A 17491-nucleotide genomic window follows, 5' to 3' on the forward strand; every position below is an offset into this window, starting at 1 on the left:
CTGCCAGTCTGTCCATTTGCCATGAATGCTTTGCGCCGCTTTGTTCTGATCGTGTGCCTTCTGTCGTTGTGCTGCCCGGTCGTCCCCACCTTGGCTGCGCAGCCGGTACCCCAGGCTCAGGCTGCTCCGGGTAAGCAGGTGCCAAGAAAGGCGACAGCCAAGCCCGCGCACAAGCCGCTCAGCAAAGCGGTCGCCAAGCCATTACCCAAGACTAAGCTGGACCTGAGCCTGCCAGTTGATATGGTCAACAACCTTGAGCCGAATGTGGGCACACCTTCGCCAATCCAACGGCGCAAGCCTTTGTTGCCACCCATGTTCACAGAAAAGCCAGAGACCAATGACAGCCCGTTCCAGCTCAATGGTCGGCTGATCAACAACGAGATGCAGCTGCAACTGCGCAATGACAGCCGTCATGACGTGGAGGGGGCTGCCATCGACTTCGAGTATCGCCAATAGGTAGGAACTGACTGCAGGGTCACGGCAGATTTCATCGTGCCAGTAATTTCAAACGGCTGTTTGAGCGGTTACTATCCAGGGACGTTCGTCCCGTTTTGTTCCAAGGGAGTCCTGATTTTGGTGAATAGCCATGAAATGCCGTGAAGGCTGTGGTGCCTGCTGCATCGCCCCGTCCATCACTTCTGCGATGCCGCGAATGCCCAATGGCAAGCCGGCTGGTGAGCGCTGCCTGCACCTGACGGCCGCCAACCTGTGCGACCTGTTCGGCAAGCCTGAGCGGCCGGCGGTGTGTGGTGGTTTCAAGGCGGATGCCGAGGTGTGCGGCGGTGATCGTGACGAGGCAATCAGGATTCTTGGCTGGTGGGAGCAGATGACGGCGGCGTGACAGGCTGGATCTTCGACAACAAGGATAAACATGATGAGATCGTTCAAGCGTATTGCACTGCTGTGTGGCGTGGGTGTTCTGCTGTCGCCTGTGGCCTGGGCTGAAAACTGGCAAGTGGCCAAGAACGAGGACGGGATCAAGGTATCCCTCAGCGAAGTGGCCGGTTCCAAGTACAAGGCCTATCAGGGTGTTACCGTGATCAAGGCGCCGTTGGCCAAGGTGCAGGCGTTGCAGGAAGATGTGGTGGGCGCCTGCGCATGGATTCATGAGTGCAAGTTGCAGAAATTGCTCAAGCAAGAAGGTGATCAGACCTGGACCTACACCCAGTTCAATACACCCTGGCCGGTGACGCCGCGTGATTCGGTTTTGCATGTGACCACGGTCAAGGAGGCGGACGGCAGCCTGGTGCGTAACCTGAAGGAAGTGCCGACCTATTTGCCGGAAGAGAAGGGCTTTGTGCGGGTGGCCAAGGTTGAGGGCTTCTGGAAGCTGGTGCCCAAGGGCGACAGCACGGAGGTGACCTACCAGGTGCACACCGAGCCGGGCGGCAGCGTGCCGGCAATGGTGGCCAACAAGTTCGTGGTGGATGCGCCGTTCAATACCCTGAAAGAGCTGCGTGAGCGGGCTGAGAAAAACTGAGGTTTAACGCGGCGCGCGGTTCTCTGTGGTAGCGGCCATGCGTCGCGAATGGGCGCGCGCAGCGGCCCCGGAGTCTTAGGATTAGCGCAATATTGCTTGGGCTGCTTTGCAGCCCTTTCGCGACGCAGGGCCGCTCCGCAAAGGCCGAACTGCGACCAGCAGGTTTACAATAAAAAAGGCTGCCCGAGGGCAGCCTTTTTGCGTTCGGCTATCAAAGCTTACTTGCGGTCCTTCAGGGCAACGAGGTCGCGCTTTTGCTCGCCGGTGTACAGCTGGCGCGGACGGCCGATCTTGTACGGGCTGGAGAGCATTTCTTTCCAGTGCGAGATCCAGCCCACGGTACGTGCCAGGGCGAAGATCACGGTGAACATGCTGGTTGGAATGCCGATTGCCTTGAGGATGATCCCCGAGTAGAAGTCGACGTTCGGGTACAGCGAGCGCTCGATGAAATACGGATCGGTGAGGGCGATCTCTTCCAGGCGCATGGCCAGTTCCAGCTGCGGGTCGTTCTTGATGCCCAGTTCGCGCAGGACTTCGTCGCAGGTCTGCTTCATCACGGTGGCGCGCGGGTCGCGGTTCTTGTACACGCGGTGACCGAAGCCCATCAGCTTGAACGGGTCGTTCTTGTCCTTGGCCTTGGCGATGAATTTGTCGATGTTCGAAACATCACCGATTTCATCGAGCATGGTCAGTACGGCTTCGTTCGCACCGCCGTGGGCCGGGCCCCACAGTGCGGCGATACCGGCGGCGATACAGGCGAACGGGTTGGCACCCGACGAGCCGGCCAGACGAACGGTGGAAGTGGAGGCGTTCTGCTCGTGGTCGGCGTGGAGGATGAAGATCCGGTCCATTGCCTTGGCCAGCACCGGGCTGATCGGTTTGATCTCGCACGGGGTGTTGAACATCATGTGCAGGAAGTTTTCCGCGTACGACAGGTCGTTGCGCGGGTACATCATCGGCTGGCCCATGGAGTACTTGTAAACCATCGCAGCCAGGGTCGGCATCTTGGCGACCAGGCGCACCGCGGAGATTTCGCGGTGTTGCGGGTTATTGATGTCCAGGGAGTCGTGATAGAACGCCGACAGGGCGCCGACTACGCCGCACATCACCGCCATCGGGTGAGCGTCGCGGCGGAAGCCGTTGAAGAAGGTCTTCAACTGCTCGTGAACCATGGTGTGGTTCTTGACGGTGCTGACGAACTGGGCCTTCTGCTCGGCATTCGGCAGTTCGCCATTGAGCAGCAGGTAGCAGGTTTCGAGGTAGTCGGACTGTTCGGCGAGTTGCTCGATCGGGTAGCCGCGGTGCAGCAGGATACCTTTGTCGCCGTCAATATAGGTGATCTTCGACTCGCACGAGGCAGTCGCCATGAAACCTGGGTCGAAGGTGAAGTGACCAGTGGCCCCTAACCCGCGGACGTCGATTACATCAGGACCAACGGTGCCGGTTAAAATGGGCAGCTCGACGGGGGCAGCGCCCTCGATGACCAACTGCGCTTTTTTGTCAGCCATGTGGCCTCCTATTAATGCTTGAAATCATCAGACAGACCCCCCACGCAGGGCCCGCACCACTATAGAGGGATAAATTCAGATGTCAATTTGCCTAAAGGCTTGTTGAATCAAGCATTCAAGCCTGATTTTTCCCGAAATTCTCGCCCATTTACGCCTTTTGTTCATTAAAGGCAATGCGCTATTTGGGCTACCCCGTCACGTTGTCATAAGCAGCCTAACTGTCTATACTCGGCACCCGACCGCCAGGGGCTTGCAAGCCCGAACTGCTGGGGGTCGCCGTTCCCTGGGTGGTGGGTACCTGACCAGTACACTTACCAACAACTTTGCCCTGATTCGCTAGGGGCTCTTCAGTGTGAAAAAAGCCGTGAAAAGCCAACGACCTGTAAACCTAGACCTAAGGACCATCAAGCTCCCCGTCACTGCGTACACGTCCATCCTGCACCGTATCTCCGGCGTCATCCTGTTCATCGGCCTTGCCATCATGCTTTATGCACTGGGCAAGTCGCTGGGTTCCGAGGAAGGCTTCGGTGAGGTGAAGGCGTGTCTGACCAGCCCGCTGGCCAAGTTCGTGACCTGGGGTCTGTTGTCCGCCCTGCTTTATCACCTCGTGGCAGGTGTTCGACACCTGATCATGGACATGGGTATCGGTGAGACGCTGGAAGGCGGCAAGCTGGGCTCGAAAATCGTGATCGTCATCTCCGTGGTGCTGATCGTTCTGGTGGGAGTTTGGGTATGGTAACCAATGTCACGAACCTGTCGCGTTCGGGCCTCTATGACTGGATGGCGCAGCGCGTTTCTGCGGTCGTTCTCGCGGCTTACTTCCTCTTCCTGATCGGCTACGTGGTCGCCCACCCAGGCATCGACTACACCCAGTGGCATGGTCTGTTCTCCAACAACGCGATGCGGATCTTCAGTCTGCTGGCCCTCGTTGCCCTGGGCGCTCACGCCTGGGTCGGCATGTGGACCATTGCAACCGACTACCTGACGCCTATGTCGTTCGGCAAGTCGGCAACTGCGATTCGTTTCCTGTTCCAGGCGGTATGCGGCGTTGCGATGTTCGCTTACTTCGTCTGGGGTGTGCAGATTCTCTGGGGTATCTGATCCATGGCTAGCATTCCAACCATTTCCTTCGACGCCATCATCATCGGTGGCGGCGGCGCCGGCATGCGCGCAGCGCTGCAACTGGCTCAAGGCGGCCACAAGACTGCCGTAGTCACCAAGGTCTTCCCGACCCGTTCGCACACCGTATCCGCCCAGGGCGGCATCACCTGCGCCATCGCTTCGGCCGACCCGAACGACGACTGGCGCTGGCACATGTACGATACCGTCAAGGGTTCCGACTACATCGGCGACCAGGACGCTATCGAATACATGTGTCAGGAAGGCCCGGCTGCGGTCTTCGAGCTGGACCACATGGGTCTGCCGTTCTCGCGCACCGAAACCGGCCGCATCTACCAGCGCCCGTTCGGCGGTCAGTCCAAGGACTTCGGTAAAGGTGGCCAGGCCGCCCGTACCTGTGCCGCTTCGGACCGTACCGGTCACGCGCTGCTGCACACCCTGTACCAGGGCAACCTGAAGGCTGGCACCACGTTCCTCAACGAGTACTACGCCGTTGACCTGGTGAAAAACCAGGACGGCGCATTCGTTGGTGTGATCGCCATCTGCATCGAAACCGGCGAAACCCTGTACATCAAGTCCAAGGCCACTGTGCTGGCCACTGGCGGTGCGGGCCGTATCTACGCTTCCACCACCAACGCCCTGATCAACACCGGTGACGGTATCGGCATGGCCCTGCGTGCAGGCGTGCCGGTGCAGGATATCGAGATGTGGCAGTTCCACCCGACCGGTATCGCCGGCGCCGGTGTACTGGTCACTGAGGGTTGCCGCGGTGAGGGTGGCTACCTGATCAACGCCCACGGCGAGCGCTTCATGGAGCGTTACGCGCCGAACGCCAAAGACCTGGCCGGCCGCGACGTGGTTGCCCGTTCCATGGTCAAGGAAATCATCGCCGGCAACGGCGTGGGCCCGAACAAGGACCACGTACTGCTGAAGCTGGACCACCTGGGCGAGGAAGTGCTGCACAGCCGCCTGCCAGGTATCTGCGAACTGTCCAAGACCTTCGCCCACGTCGACCCTGTGGTCGCACCGGTGCCGGTAGTGCCAACCTGCCACTACATGATGGGCGGCGTTGCCACCAACATTCATGGCCAGGCCATTACCATGGACGCCGACGGCCAGGATCACATCATCCCGGGTCTGTTCGCCGTAGGTGAAGTGGCGTGCGTATCGGTTCACGGTGCCAACCGCCTGGGCGGCAACTCGCTGCTCGACCTGGTGGTGTTCGGCCGTGCTGCCGGCCTGCACCTGGAGAAGGCGCTGAGCGAAGGCGTGGAATACCGCGACGCCAGCGACACCGACGTCGATGTTGCCCTGAACCGCCTGAACAAGCTCAACGAGCGTACCAGCGGTGAAGACGTTGCCAGCCTGAAGCGCGAGCTGCAGAGCTGCATGCAGAACTACTTCGGTGTATTCCGTACTGGCGAATACATGCAGAAGGGTATCGAGCAATTGGCCGGTCTGCGTGACCGTATCGCCAACGTCAAGATCAACGACAAGTCCCAGGCCTTCAACACCGCGCGTATCGAAGCGCTGGAGCTGCAGAACCTGCTGGAAGTTGCCGAAGCTACCGCCATCGCGGCGGAAGCCCGTAAAGAGTCCCGCGGCGCTCACGCCCGTGAAGACTTCGAAGACCGTGACGACGAAAACTGGCTGTGCCACACCCTGTACTACCCGGGTGAGAAGCGCGTTGCCAAGCGCGGCGTCAACTTTGCGCCGAAGACTGTTCCAGCCTTCGAACCAAAAGTCCGGACTTACTAAGGGTGGCTGCTATGTTGAAAGTCGAAGTTTATCGTTACAACCCGGACACCGACTCGGCGCCAAAAATGGAGTCGTTCGACGTCGATACCGGCGGCAAGGACCTGATGGTGCTGGATGTATTGGCACTGATCAAGGAAAAGGACGAGGGTTTCTCGTACCGTCGCTCCTGCCGTGAAGGCGTTTGCGGTTCCGATGGCATGAACATGAACGGCAAGAACGGCCTGGCCTGCATCACCCCGCTGTCGGCGGTTGTGAAGGGCGGCAAGCTGGTTCTGCGTCCGCTGCCAGGCCTGCCGGTCATTCGTGACCTGGTGGTCGATATGAGCATCTTCTACAAGCAGTACGAGAAGGTGAAGCCGTTCCTGCAGAACGACACCCCGGCACCGGCCATCGAGCGCCTGCAGTCGCCGGAAGACCGTGACAAGCTGGACGGCCTGTACGAGTGCATCCTGTGCGCTTGCTGCTCGACTTCCTGCCCGTCGTTCTGGTGGAACCCGGACAAGTTCCTGGGCCCGGCAGCACTGCTGCAAGCTTACCGCTTCCTTGCCGACAGCCGCGATACCAAGACTCAGGAGCGCCTGGCGTCCCTGGATGACCCGTTCAGCGTATTCCGCTGCCGCGGGATCATGAACTGCGTAAACGTTTGCCCGAAAGGTCTGAACCCGACCAAGGCAATCGGTCACGTACGTAACATGCTGCTGCAAAGCGGCACCTGATACAAAGCGTTGTACCTGCAGTAAGCCGAGGTGCGGGTGGTGAGCCCGCACTGAGGTAAAACCCGAACAAGGGCCCACAAAGCCCGCGTTCATTACCTATGAAGATATGAGACCAGCAGGGGCTTTCCGGGCTGGTACCCGGAAAATCAGCAGGATCCAGGTGGCGTGGTTCAGTCGCTGTTTTCGGACTTTTCCAGGTTTGCTGTGGCTCTCGCCGATCAGTCCCCTAATCGAGGGTGACCAAGCATGCAAGAAAGCGTGATGCAGCGCATGTGGGATAGCGCCCACCTTTCAGGTGGTAACGCTGCATATGTGGAAGAGCTCTACGAGCTCTACCTGCACGACCCTAACGCTGTGCCAGAAGAGTGGCGCACTTACTTCCAGAAGTTGCCAGCCGACGGCAGCACCGCTACTGATGTATCGCACTCGACAATCCGCGACCATTTCGTACTGCTGGCAAAGAACCAGCGCCGCGCCCAACCGGTTTCCGCCGGGAGCGTGAGCAGTGAACACGAGAAGAAGCAGGTTGAAGTTCTGCGACTGATCCAGGCCTATCGTATGCGCGGCCATCAGGCTGCCAAGCTCGACCCGTTGGGGTTGTGGCAGCGCCCTGCGCCCGTAGACCTGTCGATCAATCACTACGGCTTGACCAATGCCGATCTTGATACGACCTTCCGTGCCGGCGACCTGTTCATCGGCAAAGAGGAGGCGAGCCTACGCGACATCTTCGATGCACTCCAGAAGACATATTGTCGCACCATTGGCGCCGAATTCACCCACATCGTCGATTCCGAGCAGCGCAGCTGGTTCCAGCAGCGCCTGGAAAGCGTGCGCGGCCGTCCGGAGTTTTCCGCTGACGTGCAGGCCCACTTGCTCGAGCGCGTGACCGCCGGTGAGGGCCTGGAAAAGTACCTGGGCACCAAATACCCGGGCACCAAGCGTTTCGGCCTTGAAGGCGGCGAGAGCCTGATTCCGATGCTGGATGAAATGATCCAGCGTTCCGGCTCTTACGGCGCCAAGGAGGTCGTGATCGGCATGGCCCACCGTGGCCGCCTGAACGTGCTGGTGAACACCTTCGGCAAGAACCCGCGCGAGCTGTTCGACGAGTTCGAAGGCAAGAAGATGAACGAGCTGGGCTCCGGTGACGTTAAGTATCACCAGGGCTTCTCCTCGAACGTGATGACCCCGGGTGGCGAAGTGCACCTGGCCATGGCGTTCAACCCGTCCCACCTGGAAATCGTATCGCCGGTGGTCGAAGGTTCGGTGCGCGCCCGTCAGGACCGCCGCAACGACACCGTTGGCGACAAGGTGCTGCCGATCTCGATCCACGGCGACGCTGCATTCGCTGGCCAGGGCGTGGTCATGGAAACCTTCCAGATGTCGCAGACCCGCGGTTTCAAGACCGGCGGTACCGTGCACATCGTGATCAACAACCAGGTTGGTTTCACCATCAGCAACCCGCTGGATGCGCGCTCCACCGAGTACGCGACCGACGTTGCCAAGATGATCCAGGCACCGATCCTGCACGTGAACGGCGATGACCCGGAAGCCGTGCTGTTCGTCACCCAGCTGGCCATCGACTACCGCATGCAGTTCAAGCGTGACGTGGTCATCGACCTGGTCTGCTACCGTCGCCGTGGCCACAACGAGGCTGACGAGCCTAACGGCACCCAGCCGCTGATGTACCAGCAAATCAGCAAGCAGCGCACTACCCGTGAGCTGTATGCCGAGCAGCTGATCCAGGCTGGTCGCATCGACGCCGAGCGCGCTCAGGCCAAGATCGACGAGTACCGCAACGCGCTGGACAATGGCCTGCACGTGGTGAAGAGCCTGGTCAAGGAGCCGAACCGCGAGCTGTTCGTCGACTGGCGTCCGTACCTGGGCCATGCCTGGACCGCGCGTCACGACACCCGTTTCGACCTCAAGACCCTGCAGGACCTATCGGCCAAGCTGCTCGAGCTGCCGGAAGGTTTCGTGGTGCAGCGTCAGGTGTCGAAGATCTACGAAGACCGTCAGAAGATGCAGGCCGGTGGCTTGCCGATCAACTGGGGTTATGCAGAGACCATGGCTTACGCCACCCTGCAGTTCGAAGGTCACCCGATCCGTATGACCGGCCAGGACATCGGCCGTGGCACCTTCTCGCACCGTCACGCGGTGCTGCACAACCAGAAGGACGCCAGCACCTACATCCCGTTGCAGAACCTGTTCCCTGGCCAGCCACGTTTCGATCTGTACGATTCGTTCCTGTCCGAGGAAGCGGTACTGGCCTTTGAATACGGCTACTCCACCACCATGCCGAACGCGCTGGTGATCTGGGAAGCCCAGTTCGGCGACTTCGCCAACGGTGCGCAAGTGGTGATCGACCAGTTCATCACCAGTGGTGAGCACAAGTGGGGCCGCCTGTGCGGTCTGACCATGCTGCTGCCACACGGCTATGAAGGGCAGGGGCCGGAGCACTCGTCCGCGCGTCTGGAGCGTTACCTGCAGCTGTGCGCCGAGCACAACATCCAGGTCTGCGTACCGACGACGCCGGCACAGATTTACCACCTGCTGCGTCGCCAGGTCATCCGCCCGCTGCGCAAGCCGCTGGTCGTCCTGACGCCGAAGTCGCTGCTGCGCCACAAGCTGGCCATCTCGACCCTGGAAGACCTGGCAGAAGGCTCGTTCCAGACCGTGATCCCGGAAATCGACGCAATCGATCCGGCCAAGGTCGAGCGTCTGGTGCTGTGCAGCGGCAAGGTCTACTACGACCTGCTGGAAAAGCGCCGTGCCGAAGGCCGCGAAGACATCGCCATCCTGCGTATCGAGCAGCTGTATCCGTTCCCTGAGGACGATCTGGTCGAAATCCTCGCCCCTTACACCAACCTCAAGCATGCGGTCTGGTGTCAGGAAGAGCCGATGAACCAGGGCGCCTGGTACAGCAGCCAGCACCACATGCGCCGTATCCTGGGCCGCCACAACAAGGCATTGACCCTGGAATACGCCGGTCGCGACGCTTCCGCCGCGCCAGCCTGTGGTTACGCTTCGAAGCACGTCGAACAGCAGGAAAAACTGCTGCAAGACGCCTTCACTGTCTAACGCCTTCGCGCACCTGAAACCGAATTTAAGGAAACACAGATAATGGCTATCGAGATCAAAGCCCCAACCTTCCCGGAATCGGTTGCCGACGGCACCGTTGCCACCTGGCACAAGAAGCCGGGCGAAGCCGTCAAGCGTGACGAGCTGATCGTCGACATCGAGACTGACAAGGTTGTCCTGGAAGTACTGGCTACTGCCGATGGCGTGCTGGGCGATATCGTCAAGGGCGAGGGCGACACCGTCCTGTCCGACGAACTGCTGGGTTCGATCGTTGAAGGCGGTGCTGCCGCAGCACCAGCCGCGGCAGCCGCTCCTGCTGCTGCTCCGGCCGCTGCTGCCGCTGACGCCGGTGAAGATGACCCGATTGCTGCCCCGGCCGCGCGCAAGCTGGCTGAAGAAAACGGCATCGACCTGGCTACCGTGGCAGGTACCGGCAAAGGCGGTCGCGTCACCAAGGAAGACGTGGTTGCTGCTGTTGCCAACAAGAAGTCGGCACCTGCCGCTGCACCGGCTGCCAAGCCTGCCGCTGCTGCCGCTGCCCCGGTTGTCGTCGCTGCTGGCGACCGTACCGAGAAGCGCGTGCCGATGACCCGCCTGCGTGCCAAGATCGCCGAGCGTCTGGTCGAAGCCCAGTCCAACATGGCGATGCTGACCACCTTCAACGAAGTGGACATGACCGAAGTCATGGCCCTGCGTTCGAAGTACAAGGACCTGTTCGAGAAGACCCACAATGGCGTGCGCCTGGGCTTCATGTCGTTCTTCGTCAAGGCTGCTACCGAAGCGCTGAAGCGCTTCCCGGCCGTGAACGCCTCGATCGACGGCAACGACATCGTCTACCACGGCTTCGCCGACGTCGGTGTTGCCGTGTCCAGCGACCGTGGCCTGGTGGTACCGGTGCTGCGTAACGCCGAGTCGATGAGCCTGGCTGAAATCGAGAACGGTATCGCTACCTTCGGCAAGAAGGCCCGTGACGGCAAACTGGCCATCGAAGAGATGACCGGTGGCACTTTCACCATCACCAACGGTGGCACCTTCGGTTCGATGATGTCGACCCCGATCGTCAACCCGCCGCAGGCCGCCATTCTCGGCATGCACAACATCATCCAGCGCCCGATGGCCATCAATGGCCAGGTCGTGATTCGCCCGATGATGTACCTGGCGCTGTCGTACGATCACCGCCTGATCGACGGCAAGGAAGCGGTAACCTTCCTGGTCACTATCAAGAACCTGCTGGAAGATCCGTCCCGCCTGCTGCTGGACATCTAATCGCGCAGCTGTAAGCTGCAAGCCGCAAGCTTCAAGCTGAAGCCTGCTGGTCTTGCGGCTTGCAGCTTGCCGCTTGAAGCTAAAAAGGAATCTTTTATGACCCAGAAATTCGACGTAGTGGTGATTGGTGCAGGTCCTGGCGGCTATGTGGCTGCCATCAAGGCTGCCCAACTTGGTCTGAAGACTGCCTGTATCGAGAAATACACCGACGCCGAGGGCAAACTGGCCCTGGGCGGCACCTGCCTGAACGTAGGTTGCATCCCTTCCAAGGCGCTGCTGGACAGCTCCTGGAAGTACAAGGAAGCCAAAGAAAGCTTCAACGTCCACGGTATCTCCACTGGCGAAGTGAAGATGGACGTCGCCGCGATGGTTGGCCGCAAGGCTGGCATCGTCAAGAACCTGACCGGTGGCGTTGCCACCCTGTTCAAGGCCAACGGCGTCACTTCGATCCAGGGCCACGGCAAGCTGCTGGCCGGCAAGAAGGTCGAAGTCACCAAGGCTGACGGCACCACCGAAATCATCGAAGCCGAGAACGTGATCCTGGCTTCCGGCTCGCGCCCGATCGACATTCCACCGGCTCCGGTCGATCAGAACGTCATCGTCGACTCCACCGGCGCCCTGGAATTCCAGGCCGTACCGAAGCGCCTCGGCGTTATCGGTGCAGGCGTGATCGGCCTGGAGCTGGGCTCGGTATGGGCTCGCCTGGGTGCTGAAGTCACCGTGCTGGAAGCCCTGGACACCTTCCTGATGGCTGCCGACACCGCCGTGTCGAAAGAAGCCCAGAAGACCCTGACCAAGCAAGGCCTGGACATCAAGCTGGGCGCTCGCGTCACCGGCTCGAAAGTCAACGGCAATGAAGTCGAAGTGACCTACACCAACGCCGAAGGCGAGCAGAAGATCACCTTCGACAAGCTGATTGTCGCAGTCGGCCGTCGCCCGGTGACCACCGATCTGCTGGCTTCCGACAGCGGCGTGACCATCGACGAGCGTGGTTACATCTTCGTCGACGATTACTGCGCCACCAGCGTTCCGGGCGTGTACGCCATCGGTGACGTGGTACGCGGCATGATGCTGGCCCACAAGGCTTCGGAAGAGGGCATCATGGTCGTCGAACGCATCAAGGGCCACAAGGCCCAGATGAACTACGACCTGATCCCTTCGGTCATCTACACCCACCCGGAAATCGCGTGGGTCGGCAAGACTGAACAGGCCTTGAAGGCCGAGGGCGTTGAGGTTAACGTGGGCACCTTCCCGTTCGCGGCCAGCGGCCGTGCGATGGCTGCCAACGACACCGGTGGTTTCGTCAAGGTCATCGCCGATGCCAAGACCGACCGCGTTCTGGGTGTTCACGTGATTGGCCCATCGGCTGCCGAACTGGTGCAGCAGGGCGCAATCGCAATGGAATTCGGCACCAGTGCCGAGGATCTGGGCATGATGGTCTTCAGCCATCCAACCCTGTCCGAAGCGTTGCATGAAGCAGCGCTGGCGGTGAATGGCGGCGCCATTCACGTGGCCAACCGTAAGAAGCGTTAATTATAAGAAACCACGGCGGGCTGCCCGTCGTGAGTCTTGCGTGCATGACTCACCGCGGAAAGTCCGCCGGACCGGATCACATGGGATAACCCGGGGTCAACGGTCACAGGTGGTGCGGCGCCACTGATGGCGCAGCGCCGAAGCGCAGTACCTAACGAAGACGGTAAAAAGCATGAATCTTCACGAGTATCAGGGTAAGCAGCTGTTCGCTGAATACGGCCTGCCAGTTTCCAAGGGTTTCGCAGTCGATACCCCTGAGCAAGCTGCAGAAGCCTGCGACAAGATCGGCGGGAACGAGTGGGTTGTAAAAGCCCAGGTTCACGCGGGTGGTCGCGGTAAAGCGGGCGGCGTAAAGCTGGTTCGCAGCAAGGAAGACGCCAAGGCGTTTGCTGCACAGTGGTTGGGCAAGAATCTGGTTACCTACCAGACCGATGCCAACGGTCAACCCGTCTCCAAGATTCTGGTCGAATCCTGCACTGACATCGCCAAAGAGCTGTACCTGGGCGCTGTAGTCGATCGTTCGAGCCGCCGTATCGTGTTCATGGCTTCCACCGAAGGTGGCGTGGACATCGAGAAAGTCGCTCACGAAACGCCTGAGAAAATCCTCAAGGCCACCATCGACCCACTGGTCGGCGCTCAGCCGTTCCAGGGTCGCGAGCTGGCATTCCAGCTGGGCCTGGAAGGCAAGCAAGTTCAACAGTTTGCCAAGATCTTCGTTGGCCTGGCCAAGCTGTTCAAGGATCACGACCTGGCGCTGCTGGAAGTGAACCCGCTGGTGATCAAGGCCGATGGCGACCTGCACTGCCTCGATGCCAAGATCAACATCGACGCCAACGCCATGTACCGTCAGCCGAAGCTGAAAACCTTCCACGACCCGTCGCAGGACGATGCCCGTGAAGCCCACGCTGCCAAGTTCGAACTGAACTACGTTGCCCTTGAAGGCAACATCGGCTGCATGGTCAACGGTGCCGGCCTGGCCATGGGTACCATGGACATCGTCAACCTGCACGGCGGCAAGCCGGCCAACTTCCTTGACGTTGGCGGTGGTGCTACCAAAGAGCGCGTAACCGAAGCGTTCAAGATCATTCTGTCCGACAGCAATGTCGCGGCCGTTCTGGTCAACATCTTCGGCGGCATCGTTCGCTGCGACATGATTGCCGAAGGCATCATTGGTGCAGTGAAAGAAGTCGGCGTCAAAGTTCCGGTTGTCGTTCGCCTCGAAGGCAACAACGCCGAACTGGGCGCTAAAGTACTGGCAGAAAGCGGTTTGAACATCATTGCGGCAACCAGCCTGACCGACGCTGCTCAACAAGTTGTCAAAGCTGCGGAGGGCAAGTAATGAGCGTCCTGATCAATAAAGACACCAAAGTCATCTGCCAAGGCTTCACTGGCTCGCAGGGTACTTTCCACTCCGAACAGGCCATTGCCTACGGCACCAAGATGGTCGGCGGCGTAACCCCAGGCAAGGGTGGCACCACCCACCTGGGCCTGCCGGTGTTCAACACCGTCAAGGAAGCCGTGGAAGCTACCGGCGCTGATGCTTCGGTCATCTACGTACCGGCTCCGTTCTGCAAGGACTCGATCCTGGAAGCTGCCTTTGGCGGCATCAAGCTGATCGTCTGCATCACCGAAGGCATTCCTACCCTGGACATGCTGGATGCCAAGGTCAAGTGCGACGAGCTGGGCGTTACCCTGATCGGCCCTAACTGCCCAGGTGTCATCACCCCGGGCGAGTGCAAGATCGGCATCATGCCAGGTCACATCCACTTGCCAGGCAAGGTCGGTATCGTTTCGCGTTCCGGCACCCTGACCTACGAAGCTGTGAAGCAGACCACCGACGCCGGCTTCGGCCAGTCGACCTGTGTCGGCATCGGCGGTGACCCGATCCCGGGCTCCAACTTCATCGACATCCTGAAGCTGTTCCAGGAAGACCCGAAGACTGAAGCGATCGTCATGATCGGTGAGATCGGCGGTTCGGCTGAAGAAGAAGCTGCGGCCTACATCAAGGCCAACGTCACCAAGCCTGTCGTTTCCTACATCGCCGGTGTTACTGCACCTGCGGGCAAGCGCATGGGCCACGCTGGCGCCATCATCTCCGGCGGCAAGGGCACTGCGGACGAGAAGTTCGCCGCTCTGCAGGACGCGGGTGTGAAAACCGTTCGTTCCCTGGCTGACATCGGCAAGGCCCTGGCCGAGCTGACTGGCTGGGAAGCCAAGAAGTAATACTGCTACACCCCCCACGCGCACAAAGGCCACCTTCGGGTGGCCTTTGTCGTATGTGGGGTTTCTGTATGCCTATGCCGCCCTCTTCGTGGGTAAGCACGCCCCCTCAGAGAGATGACAATCCCTGGGGGGCTATGCAGTACCTGTGGGAGCGGGTTCACCCGCGAAGGGGCCGGTGCTGGCGATAGGGATTCTTCGATAGGTTTAATAGGAATTTTCACGCAGACGAATGTTTCAATCCGAGGATAATTCCTCCTGTCCTCGGTCGCACAGACGACAAACATGTACGCACATCGGACAAGCAGCACTGTGCCAGTGCGTTTGACTGACAAAACAGTTACATTACGCGTTCACTCTGTGCCCGTACCCCAAAAGGGAACGACACGCTAAACGGGTCTGGCCTATCAAGCCGGGCAGCATTTCCCCTCATCCAAAGGGAAATCCCCTCTCGAATCCCGATTTCAGCAGTGTGGTACTACCTTAAATGAAAGTTCTCAAAGGCCAGGATATCCTGGCGCTTGGCTTTATGACGTTTGCGCTTTTTGTGGGTGCAGGCAACATCATCTTCCCGCCTATCGTCGGTTTGCAGTCTGGCCCGCATGTATGGATGGCTGCACTGGGCTTCCTGGTGACTGCCGTCGGCCTGCCGGTCATCACCGTGGTCGCCCTGGCCAAGGTCGGTGGCGGCATGGACGCCCTGAGCAGCCCGATTGGCAAGTTCTTCGGTGGCTTGCTGGCGGCCGTGTGCTACCTGTCGGTAGGCCCGCTGTTCGCCACCCCGCGTACCGCGACCGTGTCGTTCGAAGTGGGTGTTGCGCCGCTGACCGGTGAGAGCCCGCTGGCGCTGTTCATCTACAGCCTGGTGTACTTCGTCGTGGTACTGGCGGTGTCCATGTACCCGGGCAAGCTGCTCGATACCGTAGGCCGCTTCCTGGCACCGTTGAAGATCATCGCCCTGGCGGTGCTGGGCATCGCTGCCTTCGCCCTGCCAGCCGGAACCATTGGTGACGCACAGCCGGCCTATGCCGCTGCAGCATTCTCCAAGGGCTTCTCCGACGGCTACCTGACCATGGATACCCTGGGTGCCCTGGTGTTCGGTATCGTCATCGTCAACGCCATCCGCTCGCGCGGGGTGGAGTCGCCGAAGCTGATCACCCGTTACGCCATCATCGCTGGCCTGATCGCAGGTGTCGGCCTGGCGCTGGTATACATCAGCCTGTTCCGCCTGGGTGCCACCAGCCACGATATCGCGGCTGACGCCACCAACGGTGCCGCGGTGCTGCATGCCTACGTACAGCACACCTTCGGCTCGCTGGGCAGCGGCTTCCTGGCCGTGCTGATCGCGCTGGCCTGCCTGGTAACCGCAGTTGGCCTGACCTGTGCCTGCGCCGAGTACTTCAGCCAGATTCTGCCGCTGTCGTACCGCGCACTGGTGGTGATCCTCGCCGGCTTCTCGCTGCTGATTTCCAACCTTGGCCTGACCAAGCTGATCATGTTCTCGATCCCGGTGCTCACCGCCATCTATCCACCGTGCATCGTGGTGGTCGGCCTGAGTTTCGTGAAAGACCTGTGGAACTCGCCAACGCGCATCCTGGCGCCCGTGATGCTGGTATCGCTGCTGTTCGGCATGGTCGATGCGATCAAGGGCAGCAGCCTTGCCCACGTGTTGCCGGACTTCATGGCGCACCTGCCATTGAGTGATGCCGGCATGGCCTGGCTGGTGCCTTCGGTGGTGACCCTGGCGGGTGCCGTGGCCTGCGACCGCATGCTCGGCAAGCCGCGCGAGGCGTTGGCCTGACCGCACAAGTCGAAGCCTGAGGGCGGCACCGGCCACAAGCCGAAGGGTGCGCGCCAAGGGTGAAAACAAGAGAGCCCCGTATCCGTAAGGATGCGGGGCTTTTCGTTGGTTGCCTGTTACAGTCTCTTCGCAGCAGGCCAGGCATTTTCCAGTGTGCAGGTGTGCCTTTTGCCGCTTGCCAGCGTCGAAATCCGGTCCCTATCCTTTAGGCACATGGCCCTTTCGGTAACCCTGCATGAACTTCATCCAAAGCAACCTCAACAACCTGCTGGCCATCGCCTGGTTCGCCCTGTGCTGGGGTGGCTATACCCGCTATGCGATCTGGAAGGGGCGCGACACCGCTTGCCTGGCCAGTGTGCTGCACCTGTACCGCGAAGACTGGATGCGCCGCATGCTGCTGCGCGACAACCGCATCGCCGATGCCAGCGTGATCGGTAATCTGGAGCGCAACGCCTCGTTCTTTGCCTCCAGCACCCTGATCATTCTGGCTGGCATCCTCACCGTGCTCGGTGCCTCCGACCGGGCTCTGTCGTTGCTGGCCGACCTGCCGCTGGTTCAGCAGACATCTCAGGGCATGTCGGAGATCAAGCTGCTGTGCCTGGCCATGGTATTTGTCTATGCCTTCTTCACGTTCAGCTGGTGCATGCGCCAATACAATTTTGCCGCTGTGCTGGTGGGGTCGGCGCCGATGATCGGCGAGCGGCTGGTCAACGAGCTGGAGCGAAAGGCGTTCGCCTCCCGCGCGGCGCGCGTGCTTTCACTGGCTGCCAACCAGTTCAACTTCGGCCTGCGCTCGTACTATTTCGGCATGGCCATGCTGACCTGGTTCATCAGCCCCTGGCTGTTCATGGTGGTGAGTGTGGGCGTGGTATTGATCCTGTACCGCCGTGAGTTCCATTCCGATGTACTGGATGTGATGGTCTTCACGCCCACTGAAAGTGCCCCCACGGACGCGGGAAAGGAAAGCGCCGCTGGCAACGCTTGAGCCGATCAGGGGGCGCCACCCGGTTGT

General features: G+C 60.3%; 15 protein-coding genes. 14 read left to right on the top strand and 1 reads right to left on the bottom strand.

Annotated features, from left to right (window positions below; translation table 11 throughout):
* Positions 1-21: 21 nt before the first annotated feature.
* From AC3B5Q_RS08280 to AC3B5Q_RS08290, 3 genes are all read left to right on the top strand, one after another.
* On the top strand, positions 22-456 hold the full coding sequence (locus AC3B5Q_RS08280; protein WP_021784844.1) for a hypothetical protein: 435 nt from the start codon (positions 22-24) through the stop codon (positions 454-456).
* 130 nt (positions 457-586) lie between these two features.
* Positions 587-841, top strand: coding sequence for a YkgJ family cysteine cluster protein (locus AC3B5Q_RS08285; protein WP_021784845.1), 255 nt, complete (start codon positions 587-589; stop codon positions 839-841).
* Positions 842-874: 33 nt separating this feature from the next.
* Positions 875-1480 (top strand): START domain-containing protein, encoded by a 606-nt coding sequence (locus tag AC3B5Q_RS08290; RefSeq protein ID WP_028698271.1) that lies wholly within the window; start codon positions 875-877, stop codon positions 1478-1480.
* A gap of 218 nt (positions 1481-1698) precedes the next feature.
* Here AC3B5Q_RS08290 and gltA read toward each other — a convergent pair whose 3' ends face one another.
* Positions 1699-2988 carry a citrate synthase gene (gene gltA / locus AC3B5Q_RS08295; protein ID WP_021784847.1) on the bottom strand — a complete coding sequence of 430 codons (1290 nt, stop codon included), beginning with the start codon at positions 2986-2988 and terminating at the stop codon, positions 1699-1701.
* Between the two features lie 352 nt (positions 2989-3340).
* Between gltA and sdhC the strand changes: the two genes are divergently transcribed.
* The 11 genes from sdhC (at position 3341) to AC3B5Q_RS08350 (ending at position 17464) form a co-directional block, all read left to right on the top strand.
* Positions 3341-3727: a succinate dehydrogenase, cytochrome b556 subunit gene (sdhC, locus tag AC3B5Q_RS08300; protein ID WP_008091902.1), complete on the top strand. Its 387-nt coding sequence runs from the start codon at positions 3341-3343 to the stop codon at positions 3725-3727.
* Positions 3721-4089 (top strand): succinate dehydrogenase, hydrophobic membrane anchor protein, encoded by a 369-nt coding sequence (gene sdhD / locus AC3B5Q_RS08305; protein WP_003254214.1) that lies wholly within the window; start codon positions 3721-3723, stop codon positions 4087-4089. The genes sdhC and sdhD overlap by 7 nt, the downstream gene beginning before the upstream one ends.
* Before the next feature lie 3 nt (positions 4090-4092).
* Complete coding sequence (sdhA, locus tag AC3B5Q_RS08310) at positions 4093-5865, top strand: succinate dehydrogenase flavoprotein subunit (RefSeq protein ID WP_003254213.1); 1773 nt, start codon at positions 4093-4095, stop codon at positions 5863-5865.
* An 11-nt stretch (positions 5866-5876) separates the two neighbouring features.
* Positions 5877-6581, top strand: coding sequence for a succinate dehydrogenase iron-sulfur subunit (locus tag AC3B5Q_RS08315; RefSeq protein WP_003254212.1), 705 nt, complete (start codon positions 5877-5879; stop codon positions 6579-6581).
* A gap of 246 nt (positions 6582-6827) precedes the next feature.
* Entirely contained in the window at positions 6828-9659 is a 2832-nt protein-coding gene (locus tag AC3B5Q_RS08320; RefSeq protein WP_021784848.1) for a 2-oxoglutarate dehydrogenase E1 component, read from the top strand.
* Positions 9660-9701: 42 nt separating this feature from the next.
* Positions 9702-10925 carry a 2-oxoglutarate dehydrogenase complex dihydrolipoyllysine-residue succinyltransferase gene (gene odhB, locus AC3B5Q_RS08325; protein WP_021784849.1) on the top strand — a complete coding sequence of 408 codons (1224 nt, stop codon included), beginning with the start codon at positions 9702-9704 and terminating at the stop codon, positions 10923-10925.
* Between the two features lie 96 nt (positions 10926-11021).
* Positions 11022-12458: a dihydrolipoyl dehydrogenase gene (gene lpdA, locus AC3B5Q_RS08330; protein ID WP_021784850.1), complete on the top strand. Its 1437-nt coding sequence runs from the start codon at positions 11022-11024 to the stop codon at positions 12456-12458.
* Between the two features lie 172 nt (positions 12459-12630).
* Positions 12631-13797 (top strand): ADP-forming succinate--CoA ligase subunit beta, encoded by a 1167-nt coding sequence (gene sucC / locus AC3B5Q_RS08335; RefSeq protein ID WP_003254205.1) that lies wholly within the window; start codon positions 12631-12633, stop codon positions 13795-13797.
* Entirely contained in the window at positions 13797-14681 is an 885-nt protein-coding gene (sucD, locus tag AC3B5Q_RS08340) for a succinate--CoA ligase subunit alpha (RefSeq protein WP_016393102.1), read from the top strand. The genes sucC and sucD overlap by 1 nt, the downstream gene beginning before the upstream one ends.
* A gap of 484 nt (positions 14682-15165) precedes the next feature.
* The gene (gene brnQ / locus AC3B5Q_RS08345) at positions 15166-16479 is read left to right on the top strand and encodes a branched-chain amino acid transport system II carrier protein (protein ID WP_103469857.1); all 1314 of its coding nucleotides are present in this window, start codon (positions 15166-15168) and stop codon (positions 16477-16479) included.
* Positions 16480-16714: 235 nt separating this feature from the next.
* On the top strand, positions 16715-17464 hold the full coding sequence (locus tag AC3B5Q_RS08350; protein WP_021784852.1) for a DUF599 domain-containing protein: 750 nt from the start codon (positions 16715-16717) through the stop codon (positions 17462-17464).
* The last annotated feature ends 27 nt before the right edge of the window (positions 17465-17491 follow it).

It is taken from the genome of Pseudomonas sp. D5(2026) (genome assembly GCF_057766845.1).